This window comes from Streptosporangium roseum DSM 43021 (assembly GCF_000024865.1).
GTDB lineage: Bacteria > Actinomycetota > Actinomycetes > Streptosporangiales > Streptosporangiaceae > Streptosporangium > Streptosporangium roseum.
In genome coordinates this window covers 9,872,590-9,891,915 of record NC_013595.1, presented here as the reverse complement: position 1 = coordinate 9,891,915, position 19,326 = coordinate 9,872,590, and the positions used below count along the sequence as shown (strand labels likewise).

Annotated in this window: 11 protein-coding genes and 3 rRNA genes; 6 read left to right on the top strand and 8 right to left on the bottom strand. The window is 66.1% G+C overall.

Translation table 11 applies throughout. From position 1 onward, the window contains the following. Positions 1 to 549 precede the first annotated feature (549 nt). From SROS_RS43215 to rrf, 3 genes are all read left to right on the top strand, one after another. Positions 550 to 2,074: ribosomal RNA gene (locus SROS_RS43215) — 16S ribosomal RNA — on the top strand. A gap of 384 nt (positions 2,075 to 2,458) precedes the next feature. After that, a 23S ribosomal RNA gene (locus tag SROS_RS43210) occupies positions 2,459 to 5,585 on the top strand. Positions 5,586 to 5,659: 74 nt separating this feature from the next. Beyond that, a 5S ribosomal RNA gene (gene rrf, locus SROS_RS43205) occupies positions 5,660 to 5,776 on the top strand. The 16S, 23S and 5S rRNA genes sit together here, the layout of an rRNA operon. Positions 5,777 to 6,012: 236 nt before the next feature. Here the strand turns inward: rrf and SROS_RS43200 are convergent. After that, positions 6,013 to 6,801 (bottom strand): PhzF family phenazine biosynthesis protein, encoded by a 789-nt coding sequence (locus tag SROS_RS43200; protein WP_012895306.1) that lies wholly within the window; start codon positions 6,799 to 6,801, stop codon positions 6,013 to 6,015. 188 nt (positions 6,802 to 6,989) lie between these two features. Here SROS_RS43200 and SROS_RS43195 point away from each other — a divergent pair, with 188 nt between their 5' ends. Further along, complete coding sequence (locus SROS_RS43195; protein ID WP_012895305.1) at positions 6,990 to 7,382, top strand: cell division protein SepF; 393 nt, start codon at positions 6,990 to 6,992, stop codon at positions 7,380 to 7,382. 441 nt (positions 7,383 to 7,823) lie between these two features. Here the strand turns inward: SROS_RS43195 and SROS_RS43190 are convergent, their stop codons facing one another. The 5 genes from SROS_RS43190 to SROS_RS43170 all read right to left on the bottom strand — a co-directional run bounded on the left by SROS_RS43190 (position 7,824) and on the right by SROS_RS43170 (position 15,330). Further along, positions 7,824 to 9,152, bottom strand: coding sequence for a hypothetical protein (locus SROS_RS43190; protein WP_245564493.1), 1,329 nt, complete (start codon positions 9,150 to 9,152; stop codon positions 7,824 to 7,826). A gap of 143 nt (positions 9,153 to 9,295) precedes the next feature. Beyond that, positions 9,296 to 11,050 carry an arginine--tRNA ligase gene (argS, locus tag SROS_RS43185; RefSeq protein ID WP_012895303.1) on the bottom strand — a complete coding sequence of 585 codons (1,755 nt, stop codon included), beginning with the start codon at positions 11,048 to 11,050 and terminating at the stop codon, positions 9,296 to 9,298. Continuing rightward, on the bottom strand, positions 11,047 to 13,404 hold the full coding sequence (locus SROS_RS43180; protein WP_043654149.1) for an HAD-IC family P-type ATPase: 2,358 nt from the start codon (positions 13,402 to 13,404) through the stop codon (positions 11,047 to 11,049). Before SROS_RS43180 ends, argS begins: the two co-directional genes overlap by 4 nt. 222 nt (positions 13,405 to 13,626) lie before the next feature. Further along, positions 13,627 to 14,634: a phosphate acyltransferase PlsX gene (plsX, locus tag SROS_RS43175; RefSeq protein WP_043654146.1), complete on the bottom strand. Its 1,008-nt coding sequence runs from the start codon at positions 14,632 to 14,634 to the stop codon at positions 13,627 to 13,629. 99 nt (positions 14,635 to 14,733) lie between these two features. Next, a complete protein-coding gene (locus SROS_RS43170) occupies positions 14,734 to 15,330 on the bottom strand; it encodes a DUF1707 SHOCT-like domain-containing protein (RefSeq protein ID WP_012895300.1) in 597 nt (198 codons plus the stop codon). A gap of 172 nt (positions 15,331 to 15,502) precedes the next feature. Here SROS_RS43170 and SROS_RS43165 point away from each other — a divergent pair, with 172 nt between their 5' ends. Both SROS_RS43165 and SROS_RS43160 read left to right on the top strand, forming a co-directional pair. Then, positions 15,503 to 16,888: a KamA family radical SAM protein gene (locus SROS_RS43165; RefSeq protein WP_012895299.1), complete on the top strand. Its 1,386-nt coding sequence runs from the start codon at positions 15,503 to 15,505 to the stop codon at positions 16,886 to 16,888. Positions 16,889 to 17,331: 443 nt separating this feature from the next. Then, a complete protein-coding gene (locus SROS_RS43160) occupies positions 17,332 to 18,324 on the top strand; it encodes a hypothetical protein (protein WP_012895298.1) in 993 nt (330 codons plus the stop codon). A 116-nt stretch (positions 18,325 to 18,440) separates the two neighbouring features. On the opposite strand, the gene SROS_RS43155 is transcribed toward SROS_RS43160, so the two are convergent. Together SROS_RS43155 and SROS_RS43150 are read right to left on the bottom strand one after the other, a co-directional pair. Next, positions 18,441 to 18,620, bottom strand: coding sequence for a hypothetical protein (locus SROS_RS43155; protein WP_012895297.1), 180 nt, complete (start codon positions 18,618 to 18,620; stop codon positions 18,441 to 18,443). A 92-nt stretch (positions 18,621 to 18,712) separates the two neighbouring features. Next, positions 18,713 to 19,234 carry a YbhB/YbcL family Raf kinase inhibitor-like protein gene (locus SROS_RS43150; RefSeq protein ID WP_012895296.1) on the bottom strand — a complete coding sequence of 174 codons (522 nt, stop codon included), beginning with the start codon at positions 19,232 to 19,234 and terminating at the stop codon, positions 18,713 to 18,715. Positions 19,235 to 19,326 lie beyond the last annotated feature (92 nt).

The following is a 19,326-nucleotide window of genomic DNA, read 5'->3' as shown; positions in this document are numbered from 1 at the left end:
TATGTTTCCCGCCGGGCCCGGCCCGGGACAGTTCGGCGGGCTTCGCCGTTCCGTCCCGAGCGGTCTTGGAGGACTGCTAATCTTTCGAGGTCGGCAAGGTCCGGCGCAAACCACTCCAATCACTCTGGTGACTTCGGTGTGGCTTGCTCCGTGTTTGCCGGTAATCCCTTTGAAACCAACGGTCCCAAAGATCGGTTCGCAGAGCCGCTCAGAGGCTGGTAAGTTTGAGGGGTTGCCCCGGAAACGGGGTGGTCGGAATTCTGGTAAGTCCAGCTAGATCAAGTCAAGTGGTTCCAAACGGGCCGGTTTGACACGAAAAAGCGGGCCTGAAAGAATAAAGACACAACGGAACGAACGAAACGCCCCGAAGTCGGGACCACGGTCACGGCGACGGAGAACGCGTCCGTTTCTTGAGAACTCAACAGTGTGTTAAAAGCCAGTGCATGAAGCACAACCCCGTCCAACCCATTTTTAGTGGGGGACGGATTCCTTTGGTTGATACATCCGATGCGAATCGGGTGCTTTCAGCTGGGAAAACCTTTCAAACATTGTTTGGAGAGTTTGATCCTGGCTCAGGACGAACGCTGGCGGCGTGCTTAACACATGCAAGTCGAGCGGAAAGGCCCTTCGGGGTACTCGAGCGGCGAACGGGTGAGTAACACGTGAGTAACCTGCCCCTGACTCTGGGATAAGCCCGGGAAACTGGGTCTAATACCGGATACGACCACTTCTCGCATGGGATGGTGGTGGAAAGTTTTTTCGGTTGGGGATGGACTCGCGGCCTATCAGCTTGTTGGTGGGGTAACGGCCTACCAAGGCGACGACGGGTAGCCGGCCTGAGAGGGCGACCGGCCACACTGGGACTGAGACACGGCCCAGACTCCTACGGGAGGCAGCAGTGGGGAATATTGCGCAATGGGCGAAAGCCTGACGCAGCGACGCCGCGTGGGGGATGACGGCCTTCGGGTTGTAAACCTCTTTCAGCAGGGACGAAGTTGACGTGTACCTGCAGAAGAAGCGCCGGCTAACTACGTGCCAGCAGCCGCGGTAATACGTAGGGCGCAAGCGTTGTCCGGAATTATTGGGCGTAAAGAGCTCGTAGGTGGCTTGTCACGTCGGGTGTGAAAGCTTGGGGCTTAACTCCAGGTCTGCATTCGATACGGGCTGGCTAGAGGTAGGTAGGGGAGAACGGAATTCCTGGTGTAGCGGTGAAATGCGCAGATATCAGGAGGAACACCGGTGGCGAAGGCGGTTCTCTGGGCCTTACCTGACGCTGAGGAGCGAAAGCGTGGGGAGCGAACAGGATTAGATACCCTGGTAGTCCACGCTGTAAACGTTGGGCGCTAGGTGTGGGGACCTTCCACGGTTTCCGCGCCGTAGCTAACGCATTAAGCGCCCCGCCTGGGGAGTACGGCCGCAAGGCTAAAACTCAAAGGAATTGACGGGGGCCCGCACAAGCGGCGGAGCATGTTGCTTAATTCGACGCAACGCGAAGAACCTTACCAAGGCTTGACATCGCCCGGAAACACTCAGAGATGGGTGCCTCTTCGGATCGGGTGACAGGTGGTGCATGGCTGTCGTCAGCTCGTGTCGTGAGATGTTGGGTTAAGTCCCGCAACGAGCGCAACCCTTGTTCAATGTTGCCAGCACGCTCCTTCGGGGGTGGTGGGGACTCATTGGAGACTGCCGGGGTCAACTCGGAGGAAGGTGGGGATGACGTCAAGTCATCATGCCCCTTATGTCTTGGGCTGCAAACATGCTACAATGGCCGGTACAGAGGGTTGCGATACCGTGAGGTGGAGCGAATCCCAAAAAGCCGGTCTCAGTTCGGATTGGGGTCTGCAACTCGACCCCATGAAGTCGGAGTCGCTAGTAATCGCAGATCAGCAACGCTGCGGTGAATACGTTCCCGGGCCTTGTACACACCGCCCGTCACGTCACGAAAGTCGGCAACACCCGAAGCCCGTGGCCCAACCAGCTTGTCTGGGGGGAGCGGTCGAAGGTGGGGCTGGCGATTGGGACGAAGTCGTAACAAGGTAGCCGTACCGGAAGGTGCGGCTGGATCACCTCCTTTCTAAGGAGCATCGGTTTCGGCAGGTTCACCTGTGGGTGGCTGTCGGTCCCATGCCGTGTCCGTGGGCGAATGTCTCACGCTCGGCGCGCTCATTAGTGGAGCACTGGCTACTCGGTTCGGCGTGATCGCTGATCGGCTAGTACCGCCCTCTTCGGAGGGAGTGGGAACGGCGGTTTCAGGGGTCATGCGGTTCCGGACACACTGTTGGGTCCTGAGGAAACGGACCGGGCGGGCCCGCTGAGGCGGGTTTGCTGTCTGTTTGACCTCGTGCGGGACCGGCCTTCTGTCAGACCGGCTCATCTTCAGGGTGGGTGTCTGGTGGCGGAGTGGGTTTGGTCGCTGTTTGTTGTTTGAGATTTGCATAGTGGACGCGAGCATCTTTGTGGCCAAGTTTTTTAGGGCACACGGTGGATGCCTTGGCATCAGGAGCCGATGAAGGACGTGGGAGGCTGCGTTAAGCCCCGGGGAGTCGCCAACCTGACTTTGATCCGGGGATGTCCGAATGGGGAAACCTAGCACCAGTCATGTGGTGTTGCCTCCGCCTGAATGTATAGGGCGGTTGGTGGTAACGCGGGGAAGTGAAACATCTCAGTACCCGTAGGAAGAGAAAACAATTTAGTGATTCCGTGAGTAGTGGTGAGCGAAAGCGGAAGAGGCTAAACCGTATGCGTGTGATAGCCGGCAGGCGTTGCGTGTGCGGGGTTGTGGGACCCTCTGGGAGAGGCTGCCGCTTCTCCAAGCAGTGAGAAATCGATGGGATAGCCGAAGTTTCTGGGAAGTTGCGCCGTAGACCGTGAGAGCCGGGTAGGCGAAATCTTGTCGACTGTTTGAGGGGATCCCAAGTAGCACGGGGCCCGAGAAATCCTGTGTGAATCTGCCAGGACCACCTGGTAAGCCTAAATACTCCCTGATGACCGATAGTGAACAAGTACCGTGAGGGAAAGGTGAAAAGCGCCCCGGTGAGGGGTCGTGAAATAGTACCTGAAACCGTGTGCCTACAAGCCGTAGGAGCGTAAACAGGCTTGCCTGTTTGTGATGTGACTGCGTGCCTTTTGAAGAATGAGCCTGCGAGTTATGGTGTGTGGCGAGGTTAACCCGTGTGGGGGAGCCGTAGCGAAAGCGAGTCTGAATAGGGCGTTTGAGTCGCATGCTGTAGACCCGAAGCGGAGTGATCTAGGCATGGGCAGGTTGAAGCGCGGGTAAGACCGCGTGGAGGACCGAACCCACCAGGGTTGAAAACCTGGGGGATGACCTGTGTTTAGGGGTGAAAGGCCAATCAAACTCCGTGATAGCTGGTTCTCCCCGAAATGCATTTAGGTGCAGCGTTGCGTGTTTCTTGCCGGAGGTAGAGCACTGGATGGCTAATGGGCCCGACAAGGTTACTGACGTCAGCCAAACTCCGAATGCCGGTAAGTGAGAGCGCAGCAGTGAGACTGCGGGGGATAAGCTCCGTAGTCGAGAGGGAAACAGCCCAGACCACCGACTAAGGCCCCTAAGCGTGTGCTAAGTGGGAAAGGATGTGGAGTCGCAGTGACAACCAGGAGGTTGGCTTAGAAGCAGCCATCCTTGAAAGAGTGCGTAATAGCTCACTGGTCAAGTGATTCCGCGCCGACAATGTAGCGGGGCTCAAGTACACCGCCGAAGTCGTGGCATTCACGCATTAACCTGGCAGCTTGTCTGTCTAGGTGTGTGGATGGGTAGGGGAGCGTCGTGCGGCCGGCGAAGCAGCAGAGTGATCTAGTTGTGGAGGCCGTGCGAGTGAGAATGCAGGCATGAGTAGCGAATCAGAAGTGAGAAACTTCTGCGCCGGATGACCAAGGGTTCCTGGGCCAGGCTAATCCGCCCAGGGTAAGTCGGGACCTAAGGCGAGGCCGACAGGCGTAGTCGATGGACAACGGGTTGATATTCCCGTACCCGCTACGATGCGCCAATACTGAATCCAGTGATACTAAGGGTCCTTAACTCGGTTGTCCCTTCGGGGACGGCGTCAGAGTGAACGCCTGGCCTGATCTGGTAGTAGGTAAGCGATGGGGTGACGCAGGAAGGTAGCCCAGCCCAGGCGATGGTAGTCCTGGGGTAAGCATGTAGGGAGAGAGGTAGGCAAATCCGCCTCTCATGTATCCTGAGATGTGATGCCGAGCCGATTGTGGCGAAGTGGGTGATCCTATGCTGCCGAGAAAAGCCTCTAGTGAGTGTCGTGGCGGCCCGTACCCGAAACCGACTCAGGTGGTCAGGTAGAGAATACCAAGGCGATCGGGTGAACTGTGGTTAAGGAACTCGGCAAATTGCCCCCGTAACTTCGGGAGAAGGGGGGCCTTCGCTGGTGATGAGTCTTGCACTCGGAGCTGGTGGGGGTCGCAGAGGCCAGGGGGAAGCGACTGTTTACTAAAAACACAGGTCCGTGCGAAGTCGTAAGACGATGTATACGGACTGACGCCTGCCCGGTGCTGGAACGTTAAGGGGACCGGTTAGCCATCTTCGGGTGGCGAAGCTGAGAACTTAAGCGCCAGTAAACGGCGGTGGTAACTATAACCATCCTAAGGTAGCGAAATTCCTTGTCGGGTAAGTTCCGACCTGCACGAATGGCGTAACGACTTCCCCGCTGTCTCAACCGCAGACCCGGCGAAATTGCACTACGAGTAAAGATGCTCGTTACGCGCAGCAGGACGGAAAGACCCCGGGACCTTCACTACAGCTTGACATTGGCGTTTGGAACGTCTTGTGTAGGATAGGTGGGAGACTGTGAAGCTGTCACGCTAGTGGCGGTGGAGTCATTGGTGAAATACCACTCTGGTCGTTTTGAACGTCTAACTTCGGTCCGTGATCCGGATCAGGGACAGTGTCTGGTGGGTAGTTTAACTGGGGCGGTTGCCTCCTAAAGAGTAACGGAGGCGCCCAAAGGTTCCCTCAGCCTGGTTGGCAATCAGGTGTCGAGTGTAAGTGCACAAGGGAGCTTGACTGTGAGACCGACGGGTCGAGCAGGAGCGAAAGCTGGGACTAGTGATCCGGCGGTGGCTTGTGGAAGCGCCGTCGCTCAACGGCTAAAAGGTACCCCGGGGATAACAGGCTGATCTTCCCCAAGAGTCCATATCGACGGGATGGTTTGGCACCTCGATGTCGGCTCGTCGCATCCTGGGGCTGGAGTAGGTCCCAAGGGTTGGGCTGTTCGCCCATTAAAGCGGTACGCGAGCTGGGTTTAGAACGTCGCGAGACAGTTCGGTCCCTATCCGCTGCGCGCGCAGGAGACTTGAAAGGAGCTGTCCCTAGTACGAGAGGACCGGGACGGACGAACCTCTGGTGTGCCAGTTGTTCCGCCAGGAGCACGGCTGGTTGGCTACGTTCGGAAGGGATAACCGCTGAAAGCATCTAAGCGGGAAGCTCGCCTTGAGATGAGGTCTCCCACCACGTGAGTGGGTAAGGCCCCCAATAGACGATTGGGTTGATAGGCCGGAGGTGGAAGCACAGTAATGTGTGGAGCTGACCGGTACTAATAGGCCGAGGACTTGACCACAAAGCTTTTTGCTCGCGTCCACTATGCGATTCTGAAACAGCAGGCACCGTGTGTGTTTGACAGTTTCATAGTGTTACGGCGGTTATGGCGAAGGGGAAACACCCGGTTACATTCCGAACCCGGAAGTTAAGCTCTTCAGCGCCGATGGTACTGCACCGGGGACGGTGTGGGAGAGTAGGTCGCCGCCGGACAATCTTTGGGAAAGGCCACCCTTCGGGGTGGCCTTTTCTGTTTTTCCGGGCTTTTTCCGGCGGGCCTTTTCGGCCGGCGCTTTCCCGTGGCCTCTTTCCGCGGCCTCTTTTCGGGGCCTCTTTCCCGCAGGCTCTTTTGCCGGCGGCCTGCCTGCTCGCTCTGAGCTGGTCCTTGGTGCCGGATCCTGCTCCTCTGTACGGCCGGCCGGAACTCTGCACCCGGTCGGCTACGTTCTTCAGACGTGGAGTTTTCCGGAGAGCACAGTCACCGCATGTCCGCTCAGCTCGACCCGGTCACCTCGCACCGTCGTGTGGATCACACCGCCCCGCTGGGAGAGCTGGGCGCCGACCAGGGAGGCCAAGCCGAGCTTGCCCGTCCAGTAGGGGGCCAGGGCGCAGTGGGCGGAACCGGTCACCGGGTCCTCGTTGACACCGACCCTCGGAGCGAAGAATCGGGAGACGTAGTCGACACCGGGGATCGACGCGGGAGCCGTCACGATGGTCCCCCGGGCATCCACCTTCTCCAGCGCGAGGAAGTCAGGGGAGGCGGCGCGTACGGCCTCCTCGGAGTCGACCTCCACCAGATAGTCCCAGTCGTTCTTGCCGACCCAGACAGGCTCGACCCCCAGCGCCGCCGCCAGACCGTCCGGCGGGCCCGTCTCCTGCAGGACCTTCGCCGGGAAGTCCATGCTGATTAGACCCGTTCCGTCCCTGGTCACGGACAGAATCCCACTCTTTGTTGAGAACTCAAGGGTTTCCGGGGCTGATCCTGTGGAATACAGCACATGTGCCGCGGCCAGGGTGGCGTGCCCGCACAGGGCCACCTCGACCACCGGTGTGAACCAACGGAGCGAATACGGCTCGCCGTCTTCCCCTTCAAGCACGAAGGCCGTCTCGGAGTGCCTCATCTCCGCTGCGATGGACTGCATCCAGGCATCCGGAACCGGATTGTCGAGCAGGCAGACCCCCGCAGGGTTACCCTTGGAAAATTGGTCGGTAAATGAATCGACCGTATAGATACGCATGAAGTAATTTTAACTGATCGACAATATTCGGCCGAAAGCGGGTATGAGGGCCAGGCAAACCAGTGCGCTAGCCGTACAAAGTGGTAATAAGCGTTGGGCGTGTCGCACGGCGAACTTCTGGCCGTCGGTTACCGTCCAAGGTGTAGGACAAGCCGGCTGCGGCGTGGTCCTGAGGAAAGGACGAGCCGATGGGGGCAGTGCGCAAGGTGGCGACCTACCTTGGCCTGGGTGGAGCAGAGGATTACGACGAGTCCTATGACTACGAGGACGAAGTCGAGGGTGAGGGCGAGGACTGGCAGCCCGCTTCGGAGCGTGCGGCCAAGCGCTGGCGTTCGATGAGCGAGCCCTCACGGATCGTGATGCTGACGCCCAGGAAGTACAACGACGCTCCGATCATCGGACGGCACTTCCGTGACGGCCAGACAGTCATCATGGACGTCAACGTCATGAGCACGGCTGAGGCCACCCGGATGGTCGACTTCGCCGCGGGCCTGGCCTACGGCTGCGAGGGGCGCATCGAGCGCATCGCGGAGAAGGTCTTCCTGCTGGCTCCGGCCGAGGTGGAGATCACCACCGGCTGATCCCGTGATACCCGGAACGACAGGGAAGATTGGAACGTGCCTTCCGGCGTTCTGGTCCTTCCTGGACCCGGCGTTCCCGTGTTCCCCGGCTCTGATGTCCCCATGCTCCCCGAATCCGGTCCCCATGTTTCCCGGACCGGTCCCGGCCTCATGCTTTCCGGACCGGTCCCGGCCCCATGCTTTCCGGACCGGTCCCCGTGTCCCCCGGACCTGGCTGTCGTGCTTCCCGAATCCGGTTCCCGGACCGGTCCCGGCCCCATGCTTTCCGGACCGGTCCCCGTGTCCCCCGGACCTGGCTGTCGTGCTTCCCGAATCCGATCCCCATGCTTCCCGGACCTGGTCGCCGTGCTCCCCGGGCCCGGTCCCCATGCTCCCCGGGACTGGTGTTCCTGTCCTACCCGGACCTGGTGTTCCGTGCTTCCCGGACCCGGCGGCCTCCTGCTATCCCGCGCGGGGGCCCCTGCGGAGCACGCGGCTCAGTTCGGCCAGGTCCGAGGTGGCGGTCTGGGCGCGCTTCTCGCTCTCGCGAGCGTATTCGTGCAGGGCCCACACGGCGCCCTCGGCCAGCTCGCGCAGCTCGGCGACCTGTGCGGTGACATATTCGGCGTCTGCCTGCTCGCGCCTGCGGCGGCGCCAGAGCTGGTGGCCCCCCGCTGCGAGCAGGACCACCGCGAGCGCTGTGAGTGGCAGTGGCACCGGGGTGACAAGCGCGGCCACCAGGGCCACCACGCCGAGGGCGAGCAGTACGTAGGCGGGCCAGGGCCGGCCACGGACGGGCACCCCTTCGACGGTGATGCGCTTTTCGGCGGCGGCCAGCGATTCGGCGTCCGGGCCCTCCGGCCGGAGCACCACACGGTGTCCCAGCAGTGGCATGGTGACCGACTGCGGCGGATCGACCTGGGTGGCCTGGACGAGGCGCTCGGCGGCGGTCCGTACGGTCGGCGCGGCCATGTGCAGCGCGATGGCGGCGAGATGCGGGTCGGAGCCGGGCTGCAGGTCGCCGAGCAGGTGACCGGTGAGCGAGTTCATCGGACCCTCGGGGCCACCCGAGCCGATCAGATGGCGCAGCACCGTCAGCGGCTCGCCCTCGGTCCACACGGCGGCGGGCCTGCTCGCGCGGTTGGCCAGCTTCCCGCCGGTCCCCTCCCGGGTCGAAGTGATCTCGATGCAGCGGCCGAGCAGGCGGGTCAGCTGGTCGGCGGCCTGGACGGGCTCGGCCAGCTCGGGTAGCTCGGCGAGCTCGGGGAAGTCGACCAGGGAGGGCGGCACCACCATCGACGGCTCGTGCGGGGTCAGCGCGCTCAGCCACCGGTCGGGCTCGGCCTCCGAGGTGGCGGCCACCGCGTCGAGCTTGCGGAGCACGAAGATCTTGCCTGCGGGGCCGTACGCTCCTCTGGCGGCGGCGAGCCAGAGCGCACGCTGGCCGTGGGTCACCGGACGGTCCACGGCCATCTCGCCGAAGGCGATGCCCAGCCAGGAGGCGTGGATCTGGTCGCCCTGACCCGAGACGGCCAGGGCCAGGCAGAGGAAGAGCGCGGTCCGCTGCCCGTCGAGCTGGGCGGCGCGGCCGAGGGGTTCGAGTGCGTCTTCGCCGCGCATGAGCAGAACGAGTGCCTCGACCGCCGGGGCCAGCCAGTGGTCGGTCGCGTCCGGGAACTCCGGCGGCGTCATGGAGAGGGCCGCGTCGGCGGCCAGGTTCGCCAGGAGTGCCTCGGCGTAGCGGTGCAACTCCGTCCCGACGTGGGAACTCGCGGTCAGGTCGGTGCTCAAGGCAGAGAACTCTCCGAAGTTGTGACCGATGACCGCGCCAGCGTAGTGCGCCTCGGTCATCCCCGTCGGGAGGCGCGCCGAACCCAACTTTGCCGGATGATCGCCTTGATTTGGTGAATCAAGGCGATCATCCGGTGGATAACTCACATGCGCTCGGGAACCGGGACGCCGAGCAGGTCCAGGCCGGTCTCCAGGACGCGCAGGGTGAGCGCGCACAGGGCGAGCCGCGAGGCGCGCGTGGCCGGGTCGACGTCGTCCTTCAGGACGGGACAGTTCTCGTAGAAGGTGGTGAAGACGCTCGCGGTCTCGAACAGGTAGGCGGCGAGCTTGTGCGGCATGGAGCCTTCGGCCACCTCGTCCACGATGGAGCCGAACCCGAGCACCTGCAGGGCCAGGGCGCGCTCGGCCGGGTGGCCGAGCAGGATCGGGCCGGTCGCCGTGGCCGGAGCCACGTCCGCCTTGCGGAAGATGGAGCGGATCCGGGCCGTGGCGTACTGGAGGTAGGGGCCGGTGTTGCCGGTCAGGGCGAGCATGCGGTCGAAGTCGAAGACGTATTCGCTGTCGTGGCTGACCGACAGGTCGGCGTACTTGACCGCCCCCATGCCGACGGCGTGCCCGATCTCGGCGCGCGCGGCATCGTCGTAGTCGCGGCCGGCGAGCACGGCGGCGGCGCGGGTCTCCGCCTCGTCCAGCAGGTCCAGCAGCTTGATGGACTCGCCGCTGCGGGTCTTGAACATCTTGCCGTCGCTGCCAAGCACGCTGCCGATCTGGACGTGCTCGGCCCTGACGTGGTCGGGCAGCCAGCCGGCCATCCTGGCGGAGGCGAACAACATCGACATGTGCAGGGCCTGGGTCGCCCCGATCACGTAGAGGATCCGGTCGACCTTGAGGTCCTGGACGCGGTAGTGGATGGTGGCCATGTCGGTGGTGGCGTAGCCGTACCCGCCGTCGCTCTTGCGGATCATGAACGGCAGCGGCTGGTCCTCGCGGCCGGTGAAGCCGGGCGGGAAGACGCAGAGCGCGCCGTCGCTGACGACGGCGATGCCGCGCTCCTGGAGCTCGTCGCAGACCCGGGCGAGCATGTGGTTGTACATGCTCTCACCGGCGATGTCGTCGTCGGTGAGCGTCACGCCGAGCTGGCTGTAGACCTTGTTGAAGTAGCGGACGGTGGCGTCCATGAAGATGTGCCACAGGCGCATGGTCTCCGGCTCTTCGGCCTGGAGGGTCACCACCCGCGTGCGGGCGCGCTGGTTGAACTCCGGGTCGGTGTCGAACTTGGCGCGGGCCGCCTGGTAGTAGGCGTTGCCCTCACCGGCCTCGAGCTGGGCGACGGCGGTCGCCTCGCCGATGTCCAGCAGGTGCTCGATGAGCATGCCGAACGGGGTGCCCCAGTCGCCCAGGTGGTTCTGCCGGATGACCTTGTTGCCCAGGTGCTCGTGCACGCGGGCCAGGGCGTCGCCGACGATGGTCGTGCGCAGGTGGCCGACGTGCATCTCCTTGGCCGCGTTGGGCGCGGAGTAGTCGATCACGACGGTCTGCGGCGGGGTGGCCTGGGCGACGCCGCTGCGCGGGTCGGCCATGACCTCGGCGGTCTGCTCGGCGATCCAGTCGTCGGAGAGCGTGATGTTCAGGAAGCCGGGACCGCTGACCTCGACGGTGCCGGGGAAGGCGTCACCCTGGGTGCCTTCGGCGCGGCCGGAGAGGTGATCGGCGATCTCCTGGGCGACTTCCCGCGGGGCTCGTCGCAGTCGCTTGCTCAGGCTCATCGCCACGTTCGCCTGGTAGTCGGCGAACTGCGAGGGACGGATCAGCGGGTCTGCGTCGGCGTAATCCGTACCGAAGGCGGCGGCCAGCGCCTGCTGGACGCGCTCGGTGAGGACGAGCTGCGGGTCGGTCATGACTCAAGGGTATCGTTTGACCGGCCCTGACCCGGCGATATGTCGGGTGATCGCATGATCTTGAAAACTGCCGTCAGCGCGGCCACGCCGGCCACCCCGAGCCCGGCCGCGACGAGGTCGTTGCTCAGGTCGCCGGGGGCGAGCGCGAAGAAGTCCCGGGTGAGCGGCGCGGCGAGGGCGAGCGCGAACAGCGCGGCCATGGAGGTCACCAGCGCGACGCGCCACCATACGTACGGCCTGGCGATCAGCACCAGCACCCACCACGTGGTGACGAACAACGTGATCACCGCTGAGGTGCGGTCCTCCTCCAGGGTGGAGGAGCCGGTCTGGGCGGCCCAGTACGACAGGTAGACGGCGATCGCGCAGATGACTCCGGCGGGGACCGCCAGCCGGAGCACGCGTGGCACGAAGCCGGCCCTGGCCCGTTCGCTGCTCGGCGCGAGTGCCAGGAAGAACGCCGGGATGCCGATCGTCAGCGCGTTGACCAGGGTGGAGTGCCGGGGGGCGAACGGGAAGGCGAGCCCGACGACGCCGGTGAGCAGGGACAGGACGATGGCGTAGAAGGTCTTGGTGAGGAAGAGGGTGGAGACGCGCTCGATGTTGGCCAGGACCCGGCGGCCCTCCGCCACCACCGCGGGCAGGCCGGCGAAGTCGTCGTCCATCAGCACGATCTGGGCGACCGACCGGGCGGCGCCGCTGCCCGAGCCCATCGCCACGCCGAGGTCGGCGTCCTTGAGCGCGAGCACGTCGTTGACGCCGTCGCCGGTCATCGCAACCGTGTGACCGCGTGACTGGAGGGCGCCGACGAACGAGCGTTTCTGGTGCGGGGTGACCCGGCCGAAGACGGTGTTGGCGTCCAGGATCTCCGCCAGCTTCCCGGGGTCGTTCTCCGGCAGGACGCGGGCGTCCACCGCGTGGTCCCCGCCGGGGACGCCGAGGGACAGGGCGATGGCCGAGACCGACTCGGGGTTGTCGCCAGAGATGATCTTTATGGTGACGCCCTGCTGGGCGAAGTATCCGAGGGTGGCGGCCGCCTCGGGGCGGATCCGCTGCTTGAGGGCGATGACGGCCGCCGCCTCGACGGGGCCGAGGTCGTCGGGGTCCCGCAGTGAGGCGACCCGGACCAGGGCGAGCACGCGGAGGCCGGTGGCGGCCGTCTCCTCGGCCTCGTCGTACTCCGGGGTGCCCGGGGTGAGCAGGACGTCGGCGGCGCCGAGCACCCAGGCGCCGTGCCCGGCGAACTCCGCCCCGCTCCATTTGCGGGCCGAGGAGAAGGGCACCTTGAGGCCGGTGCTCCAGCCGGGAGGGTCGGGGTATGCGGACCGGACGGCCTGGGCGGTGGGGTTGGGGTCCGGGTCCAGGTGGGCCAGCGCGCTGAGGGCCTCGTCGACGGGCAGGTCGTCGCGGAGCGGGCGCACCCGGTCGAGGCTCATGCCGCCCGCGGTGAGCGTGCCGGTCTTGTCCAGGCAGAGCACGTCCACCCGGGCCAGGACCTCGATGGCGGGCAGCTCCTGGACCAGGCAGCGGCGCCTGCCCAGCCGGATCACCCCGACGGCGAAGGCGATGCTGGTCATCAGGACCAGGCCTTCGGGGATCATGGTGACGATGCCCGCCACCGCGCCGGTGATGGCCTGGCCGAAGTCGCTCGTCCTGCTGACCTGGCTCCAGAGGAGCAGCGCGCCGATCGGGACGATCAGCCAGGTGATGTATTTGATGAACCTGTTGACGCCGGCGCGCAGCTCCGAGTGGGACAGGTTGAACTTGCTGGCCTCGTCGGCGAGCCTGGCCGCGTAGGCGTCGCCGCCCACCTCGGTCGCGACGTACGAGCCGGCGCCGGCGACGACGAAGCTGCCGGAGAGCACCTGGTCGCCGGGGCGCTTGTGGACGGGGTCGGCCTCACCGGTGAGCAGGGACTCGTCCACCTCCAGCCCGTCGGTGCCCACCACCCGGCCGTCGACCTGGAGCTGGTCGCCGGAGGCGAGCAGGATGAGGTCGCCGAGCACGATCCGCCGGGGTGGGATCCAGGTGTCGGCGCCGTCCCGGCGGACCTTGACGGGGGCCTCGTTGACGACGGCGAGGTGGTCCAGGGTGCGTTTGGCGCGGAGCTCCTGGACGATGCCGATCGCCGAGTTGGCCACCACCACCGCGCCGAAGAGCCCGTCCTGCCACTGCCCGAAGATCATGATCAGAATCCACAGGACGCCGATCACCGCGTTGAACAGGGTGAGGACGTTGGCCCGGATGATCGCCGGAAGCGATCTGCTCGACCGGCGCCGGACCACGTTGACCTGGTCCCGCGCCACCCGCTCGGCGACCTCCGCGGTGGTCAGCCCCTGCTCCGCCGGCTGCTCCACGCGTCCCCCCCCCGAGATTCGTGTGGGTCCTCCCACATTACGCGGGGGGTCGCCGGAGGGCGGGGAGCCCGCGCGGACGGGGCCTCGCGGGCGTCGAAAGCCGCGGGGGCCGTCGGAGACCCCTGGACAGTCAAGGGGCCGCGGGGCCGGGAACCGCCGGAGAGAGCCGGCCGTAGGGGCCGAGGGGGCTACCAGAGGCGGTGCGGCCGGGGGCGAGGGGAGCTACCAGAGGCGGTGCGGCCGGGGGGCGGCGGCCAGGCGTTCGCCGATGCGGGTGACCACGCCCTGCCGGGCCAGCCCGGCGGCGAGCACGCAGGCGGCGCTGACCCCTTTGGCCTGTGAGGAGCCGTGGGCGATGACCACGGTGCCGTTGAGTCCGAGCAGCACGGCGCCGCCGTGGACCTCGGGGTCCAGCCGCTGGTTGAGCCCCCTGATGCGTTTTCTCTGCAGCATTCCGCCCAGCCGGGCCGCGCGGCTCTCGCTGATCGTGTCGCGGAGCTCGGCGAAGGCGTAGCGGACGCTGCCCTCCATGGTCTTGAGCGCCACGTTGCCGGTGAAGCCGTCGGTGACGATGACGTCCACCGTCCGGGTGAGCAGGTCGTGCCCCTCGATGTTGCCGGCGAAGTTCAGGCCGGGAGCGGCCGACAGCAGCTCGTGTGCCCGCTTGACGAGCTTGTTGCCCTTCTCCGGCTCGCTGCCGATGGTCAGCAGGCCGATCCTGGGCTCGGCGATCTCCAGGACGGTCTCCGCGTAGGCGGCGCCCAGGTGCGCGAACTGCACCAGCATCTCCGGCTTCACCTCGGCGTTCGCTCCCGCGTCCAGCAGGACGGTGGGGGTGGGCCGGGTGGGCAGGGCGACGGTGATGGCGGGCCTGAGCACGCCGGGCTGGCTGCGGAGCCGGAGCTTGCCGGTGGCCACGATTCCGGCGGTGGATCCGGCGGAGACCACGGCGGAGGCCTCGCCTCGCCGTACGAGATGGCAGGCGACGGCGATGCTGGAGCGGGGGCGGCGGAGGCTGGCGAGGGCGCCCTCGTCCATGGCCAGGGCCTCCTCGGCCCGGATGATCGGGACCTCGGTGAGCGCGTCGTGGACGGAGAGCGCCTCCATGAGGGGGCGGGGGGCACCGACGAGGACGACACGGACCCCGTGTTCTCGCACCGCGTGTACGGCCCCCGCGACGATCTCGTCAGGGGCGTGGTCGCCGCCCATCGCGTCCAAGGCGACCGGCATGGCGCCGGGAGCGTCGGTATCAGGCAAGCGGTCACCTCGTGCGGGATGGTCTGTCCGCATCGTAGGCGGGGTTGGCGCCGGATGGGTCAACCGGGGGGATCAGGACCTGTCGGGGAGATTCCAGTCGGTTCTCTCCCGCGCGACGATGATCTTCCCGAAGGTGGCCCGGCCGACGACGCGGATGACCGGGCCGCCCTCGTCGCCGTGGCCGCCCGAGATGTGCCTCTTGGCGAACAGCGCGCTGACCTCGTCGATGACATGGGCGTTCTCCGGCACCCTGACGATCAGCTTGCCGAAGGAGGAGTTGACCTCAAGGGTGATCTCACGGCCGGGGAGCACCGCGTCGGACAGGTCGACGATCAGCGCGCCGAACGTGGCGTTCAGCGCCGTGTGGCGTCCGGCGATCCAGCGGCCGCCCCGGACGACCTTGCTGAAGACGGCGCGCACCTCATGCCGGACGATGGCGGGCCCGTGGGCCGTGGCGGTGACGTCGGGCAGGTCGTGGGTGATCGGAGCGAGCTCGCCCAGCGTGACGGAGTCGTAGGTGGCCTGCAGCCGGTCGGCGTGTTCGAGGCTGGTCAGACGGCCGGTGGCGAGGGCTTCGGCGAGCACCGCGGCCACGCGGTCGCGGTCGGCGTCGGACGCGCGCATGGCCGGGGCGTGGTGGCCCGGTAAGGCGGGGTCACGGGAGGTCATGAGAAGGATTGTACGGCGATTCGAGATATATCGCGACAGGAACTTACTGGCGAACTTGCCCGAGAGTGGAACCAGCCGTAGGGGTAATTACGTCCGGGTATATAAGCGCCATGACGCGCGACCGGCTGGAGAGGTTTACACGAAGACCGACAAAAAACGGAGGAAAGAATTAGTGATCTTGAAGGAAGGCTCTGCGCGCGGCTTCCGGGCCTACACCGCCAAGCATCTGGACGACCTCCTGCTACGGGCCGGCCTCGGGGACGAGGAGCGGCTCCGGATCAGGGCGGTGGCGACCGTCCTGCCCTTCCGTACCAACGCCTACGTGGTGGATCAGCTCATCGACTGGTCGGCCATCCCCGATGACCCCATATATCGTCTGGTCTTCCCTCAGGCGGACATGCTGCCCGAGCCGGACGTCACCAGACTCGCAGGTCTCCTGCGCGCCGGCGCCCCGAACGCGGAAATCCAGGCGGCGGCACGCGAGGTCAGGATGCGGCTCAACCCGCACCCGGCCGGTCAGCTCGACCTCAACGTCCCGCGCGTCGGCGAGGACCCGATGCCGGGGATGCAGCACAAATATCCGGAGACGGTGCTCTTCTTCCCCAAGCAGGGCCAGACCTGTCACGCGTACTGCACCTACTGCTTCCGGTGGGCGCAGTTCATCGGGGAGCCCGATCTCAAGTTCGCCTCCGACGATGTCGACAACCTCGTCGGCTACCTGAAGAAACACCCCCGGGTGACCAGCGTGCTGTTCACCGGCGGCGATCCCATGATCATGAGTGAGTCGGTGCTCCGCCGCTACCTGGAGCCGCTGCTCGAACTGGAGCAGCTCGAATCCATCCGCATCGGCACCAAGTCGCTGGCCTACTGGCCGCAGCGGTTCGTCTCCGACCCCGATGCCGCCGACACGCTGCGCCTGTTCGCGTCCGTGGTGGACGCGGGCAAGAACCTGGCCTTCATGGCGCACTTCTCGCACCCGAGAGAGATGGAGTCCCCCGTCGCCGAGGCCGCCGTGGCCGGGATCCTCGCCACCGGCGCGGTGATCCGGACCCAGGCGCCGCTGATCAGGACGATCAACGACGACCCCGCGACCTGGTCGTCCATGTGGCGCAGGCAGCTCACCATGGGCATGGTGCCCTACTACATGTTCGTCGAACGGGACACCGGGCCCCAGGACTACTTCGCGGTCCCCCTCGCCCGCGCCCACGAGATCTTCAGGGACGCCTACGCGAGCGTTTCGGGACTGTGCCGCACGGTGCGGGGTCCCTCCATGTCGGCCACGCCCGGCAAGGTCTGCGTGGACGGCGTCGCGGAGATCGCGGGGCAGAAGGTCTTCGTGCTCCACCTCATCCAGGCGCGCGACCCCGAGCTGGTCGGGCGTCCCTTCTTCGCGCGCTACGACCCCACGGCCGCGTGGCTGACCGATCTGCGACCGGCGTTCGCCGACCGCTTCCCCTTCGAATCCTCCGAACTTCCCGAGCTTCCCGAGCTCCCTGAGCTTCTCGGCCCCTCCGACCCCTTCGAGCCGGCGACGGTCCCCCAGCGGCTGTCCGCCTGATCCACACGGTCAAGAAGGTGTGCGGCGACCGGAAAGTCTGACGCCGTGACCGGTGGACTCTCTTTCCCGCCTCTTTCCCGGGTTCCTGTCTCCGGGGCCGCCGAGATGTGCTCCCGGGTGCCGCGGTTTTGCGGCATACGGATTGGCGGACCGTAATCCTTCGCAGGACTATTTCCAGATTTACCGGCCGCGCCGGGCGGGTCCCAGGACCCGCCCGGCGTGTCCATGCTGGGGCTCCAGACTCTGCCGCTGCCGATAATTCGATCATCGTGAATGGGCCGGGGGTCGCTCGGGACGGTGATACAAATGCCGATGCAGCTTCCGGCCGGCGCGTTTCGTGCAGCCCTCCAAATCGCGCCCGCCGGTAATTCGGGGTTTTAGGCCCGCTTTTCTCGCGGTTCCATGAAAGTCAAGCGGGCCGATCACAGTCTGGGAAGGCAATCATGAAGCGATTCATCAAGGCGGCTGTGGCCGTGGCGGCGTTCGGTCTCGCGGCGGCGATCTGCGCCCCCGCCCAGGCCCGGTCGTACGACATCCCCGCCGGGCAGGACGGGACCGACGGTCTCTCCCACGTGCTCGGAGGGCTCACCTTCGGCCTGCTCGATGAGGGGAACGTGCAGCTCGGCAACATGGGTGACCAGGGTCCGGTGTTCGGGATGCGGGATGACCAGGGCCTGCCGAGCAGCATGACGGGCGGCTGGCGGGTCGGCACCGAGCGCCTGTGGTGGACGCTCACGGGCACCGCCGAGGAGCTCGCCGGCACCTCCGCGGTCGATCCCACCCCCGGCGCCTCCGTGGGCGACCCTGCCCCCGGCGCCTCCGTGGGCGACCCTGCCCCCGGCGCCTCCGTGGTCGACCCTGCCCCCGGCACCTCTGTGGTCGACCCTGCCCCCGGCACCTCTGTGGTCGACCCTGCCCCCGGCACCTCCGTAGGCGATCCCGCCCCCGGCACCTCTGTGGTCGACCCTGCTCCTGGCGCCTCCGTGGTCGACCCTGCCCCCGGCAGCCCGCTGGACGGCACCGCGCAGAACGGCCCGTTGCCCGCCGCCCAGGGGTCCCAGAACCTCAGTGACATCTTCGCCGCCGTGCCCGCTACGACCACGTCGGCCGCCGAGACCGCTCAGACCTCCGCCGAGGCGGTCGCGGGACTCAGTGAGAAGCGTGCCGAGATCGGCGGCCTCGTGGACGCGGCGAACCAGGCCGTTCCCCAGGGGGCCGAGCAGGCGGGCACGCTCGCCCCGCTGGTGGGCACCGTGTCTCCGGCCGAGGCCGAGCCGGTCGCCGGGGCCGTCGCCCCGATCGTCCGGTCCGCCGCCGCCGACGAGCTCGCGCCGCTGGTGGGCAACAGCGGAGAGGCGGGCGCCAAGGCCCTCACCGGGGCCGTCCATTCGCTGGCCGACACCACCATGAGCACCACCAGGGTCGCCGCCGAGTAGTCACGGCGACGCACGACGGCGCGCCGCGCCGCGGGGTACGCACGGCGACGCCGCGAGGCATGCGCGGCGACAGCGAGAGACCGGCCGGTGCGCACCGGCCGGTCTCTCGCTGTTTTTCAGAGGCCTGGTCCCCGCACGGTGGTGCGGCGGGCGATCTGGGCCTGAAGTCTGGCCATCTGCCAGTGCAGCTCGATGAGCTGCTCGACGAGCTGGAGACGGGGAATCTCGGACGGGTCCTCTGTGGCCAGGTGGTCGATCGCGGTCGACAGCTCTCGCATCGCGCGCCCCCACTCCATGACGGCTTCCTAAGATCGAAACAACGTTCGAATCATAGCGGAACGCCGATCACGATGTCAGTCGATTGCCCGCCTGAGCGTTCGCGTGTCCCTCAGGTTTCGTACACAGGTGCGATATATCCGCGGGCCAGGGTATGGGCGGTGATGTTGAAGCCCACCACGGCGGGCGGCGTGTCGGCGTCCACGCCGAGCTTGTCCACGTCGAGGGCGTGCACCGCGAAGATGTAGCGGTGCGGCCAGCCGGGCGGCGGGGCCGCGCCGCCGTAGGCGTGGGTGCTGTAGTCGTTGCGGCCGTGCACGCCGGAGTGGGAGCCGGCGGCGCCCGCCCCGGTGGGCAGCTCGGTCACGTCGGCGGGGATGTCGAACAGCAGCCAGTGCCAGAATCCGCTGCCGGTGGGGGCGTCGGGGTCGAAGCACGTCACCGCGTAGCTGAGGGTACCCTCGGGGGCCCCCGACCAGCGCAGGTGCGGGGAGATGTTCTGCCCGGTCGCCCCCCAGTCGTCGAACACCTGGGCCTCGGACATGGTCTCGCCGTCGCGGACGTCGTCGCTCTCGACGGTCAGCGTGGGGACCTGCGGCAGGAAGTCATATGGAATCGGTGGCCGTGGGGACACGATTCACCTCCGGTGGGAGCGTCTTGTCTGTCGCTCTCATCTTGCCCTGCTGCCCGGGGGCGCCGCGGGCGGTGCGGTGGGCGGCCGGGCGG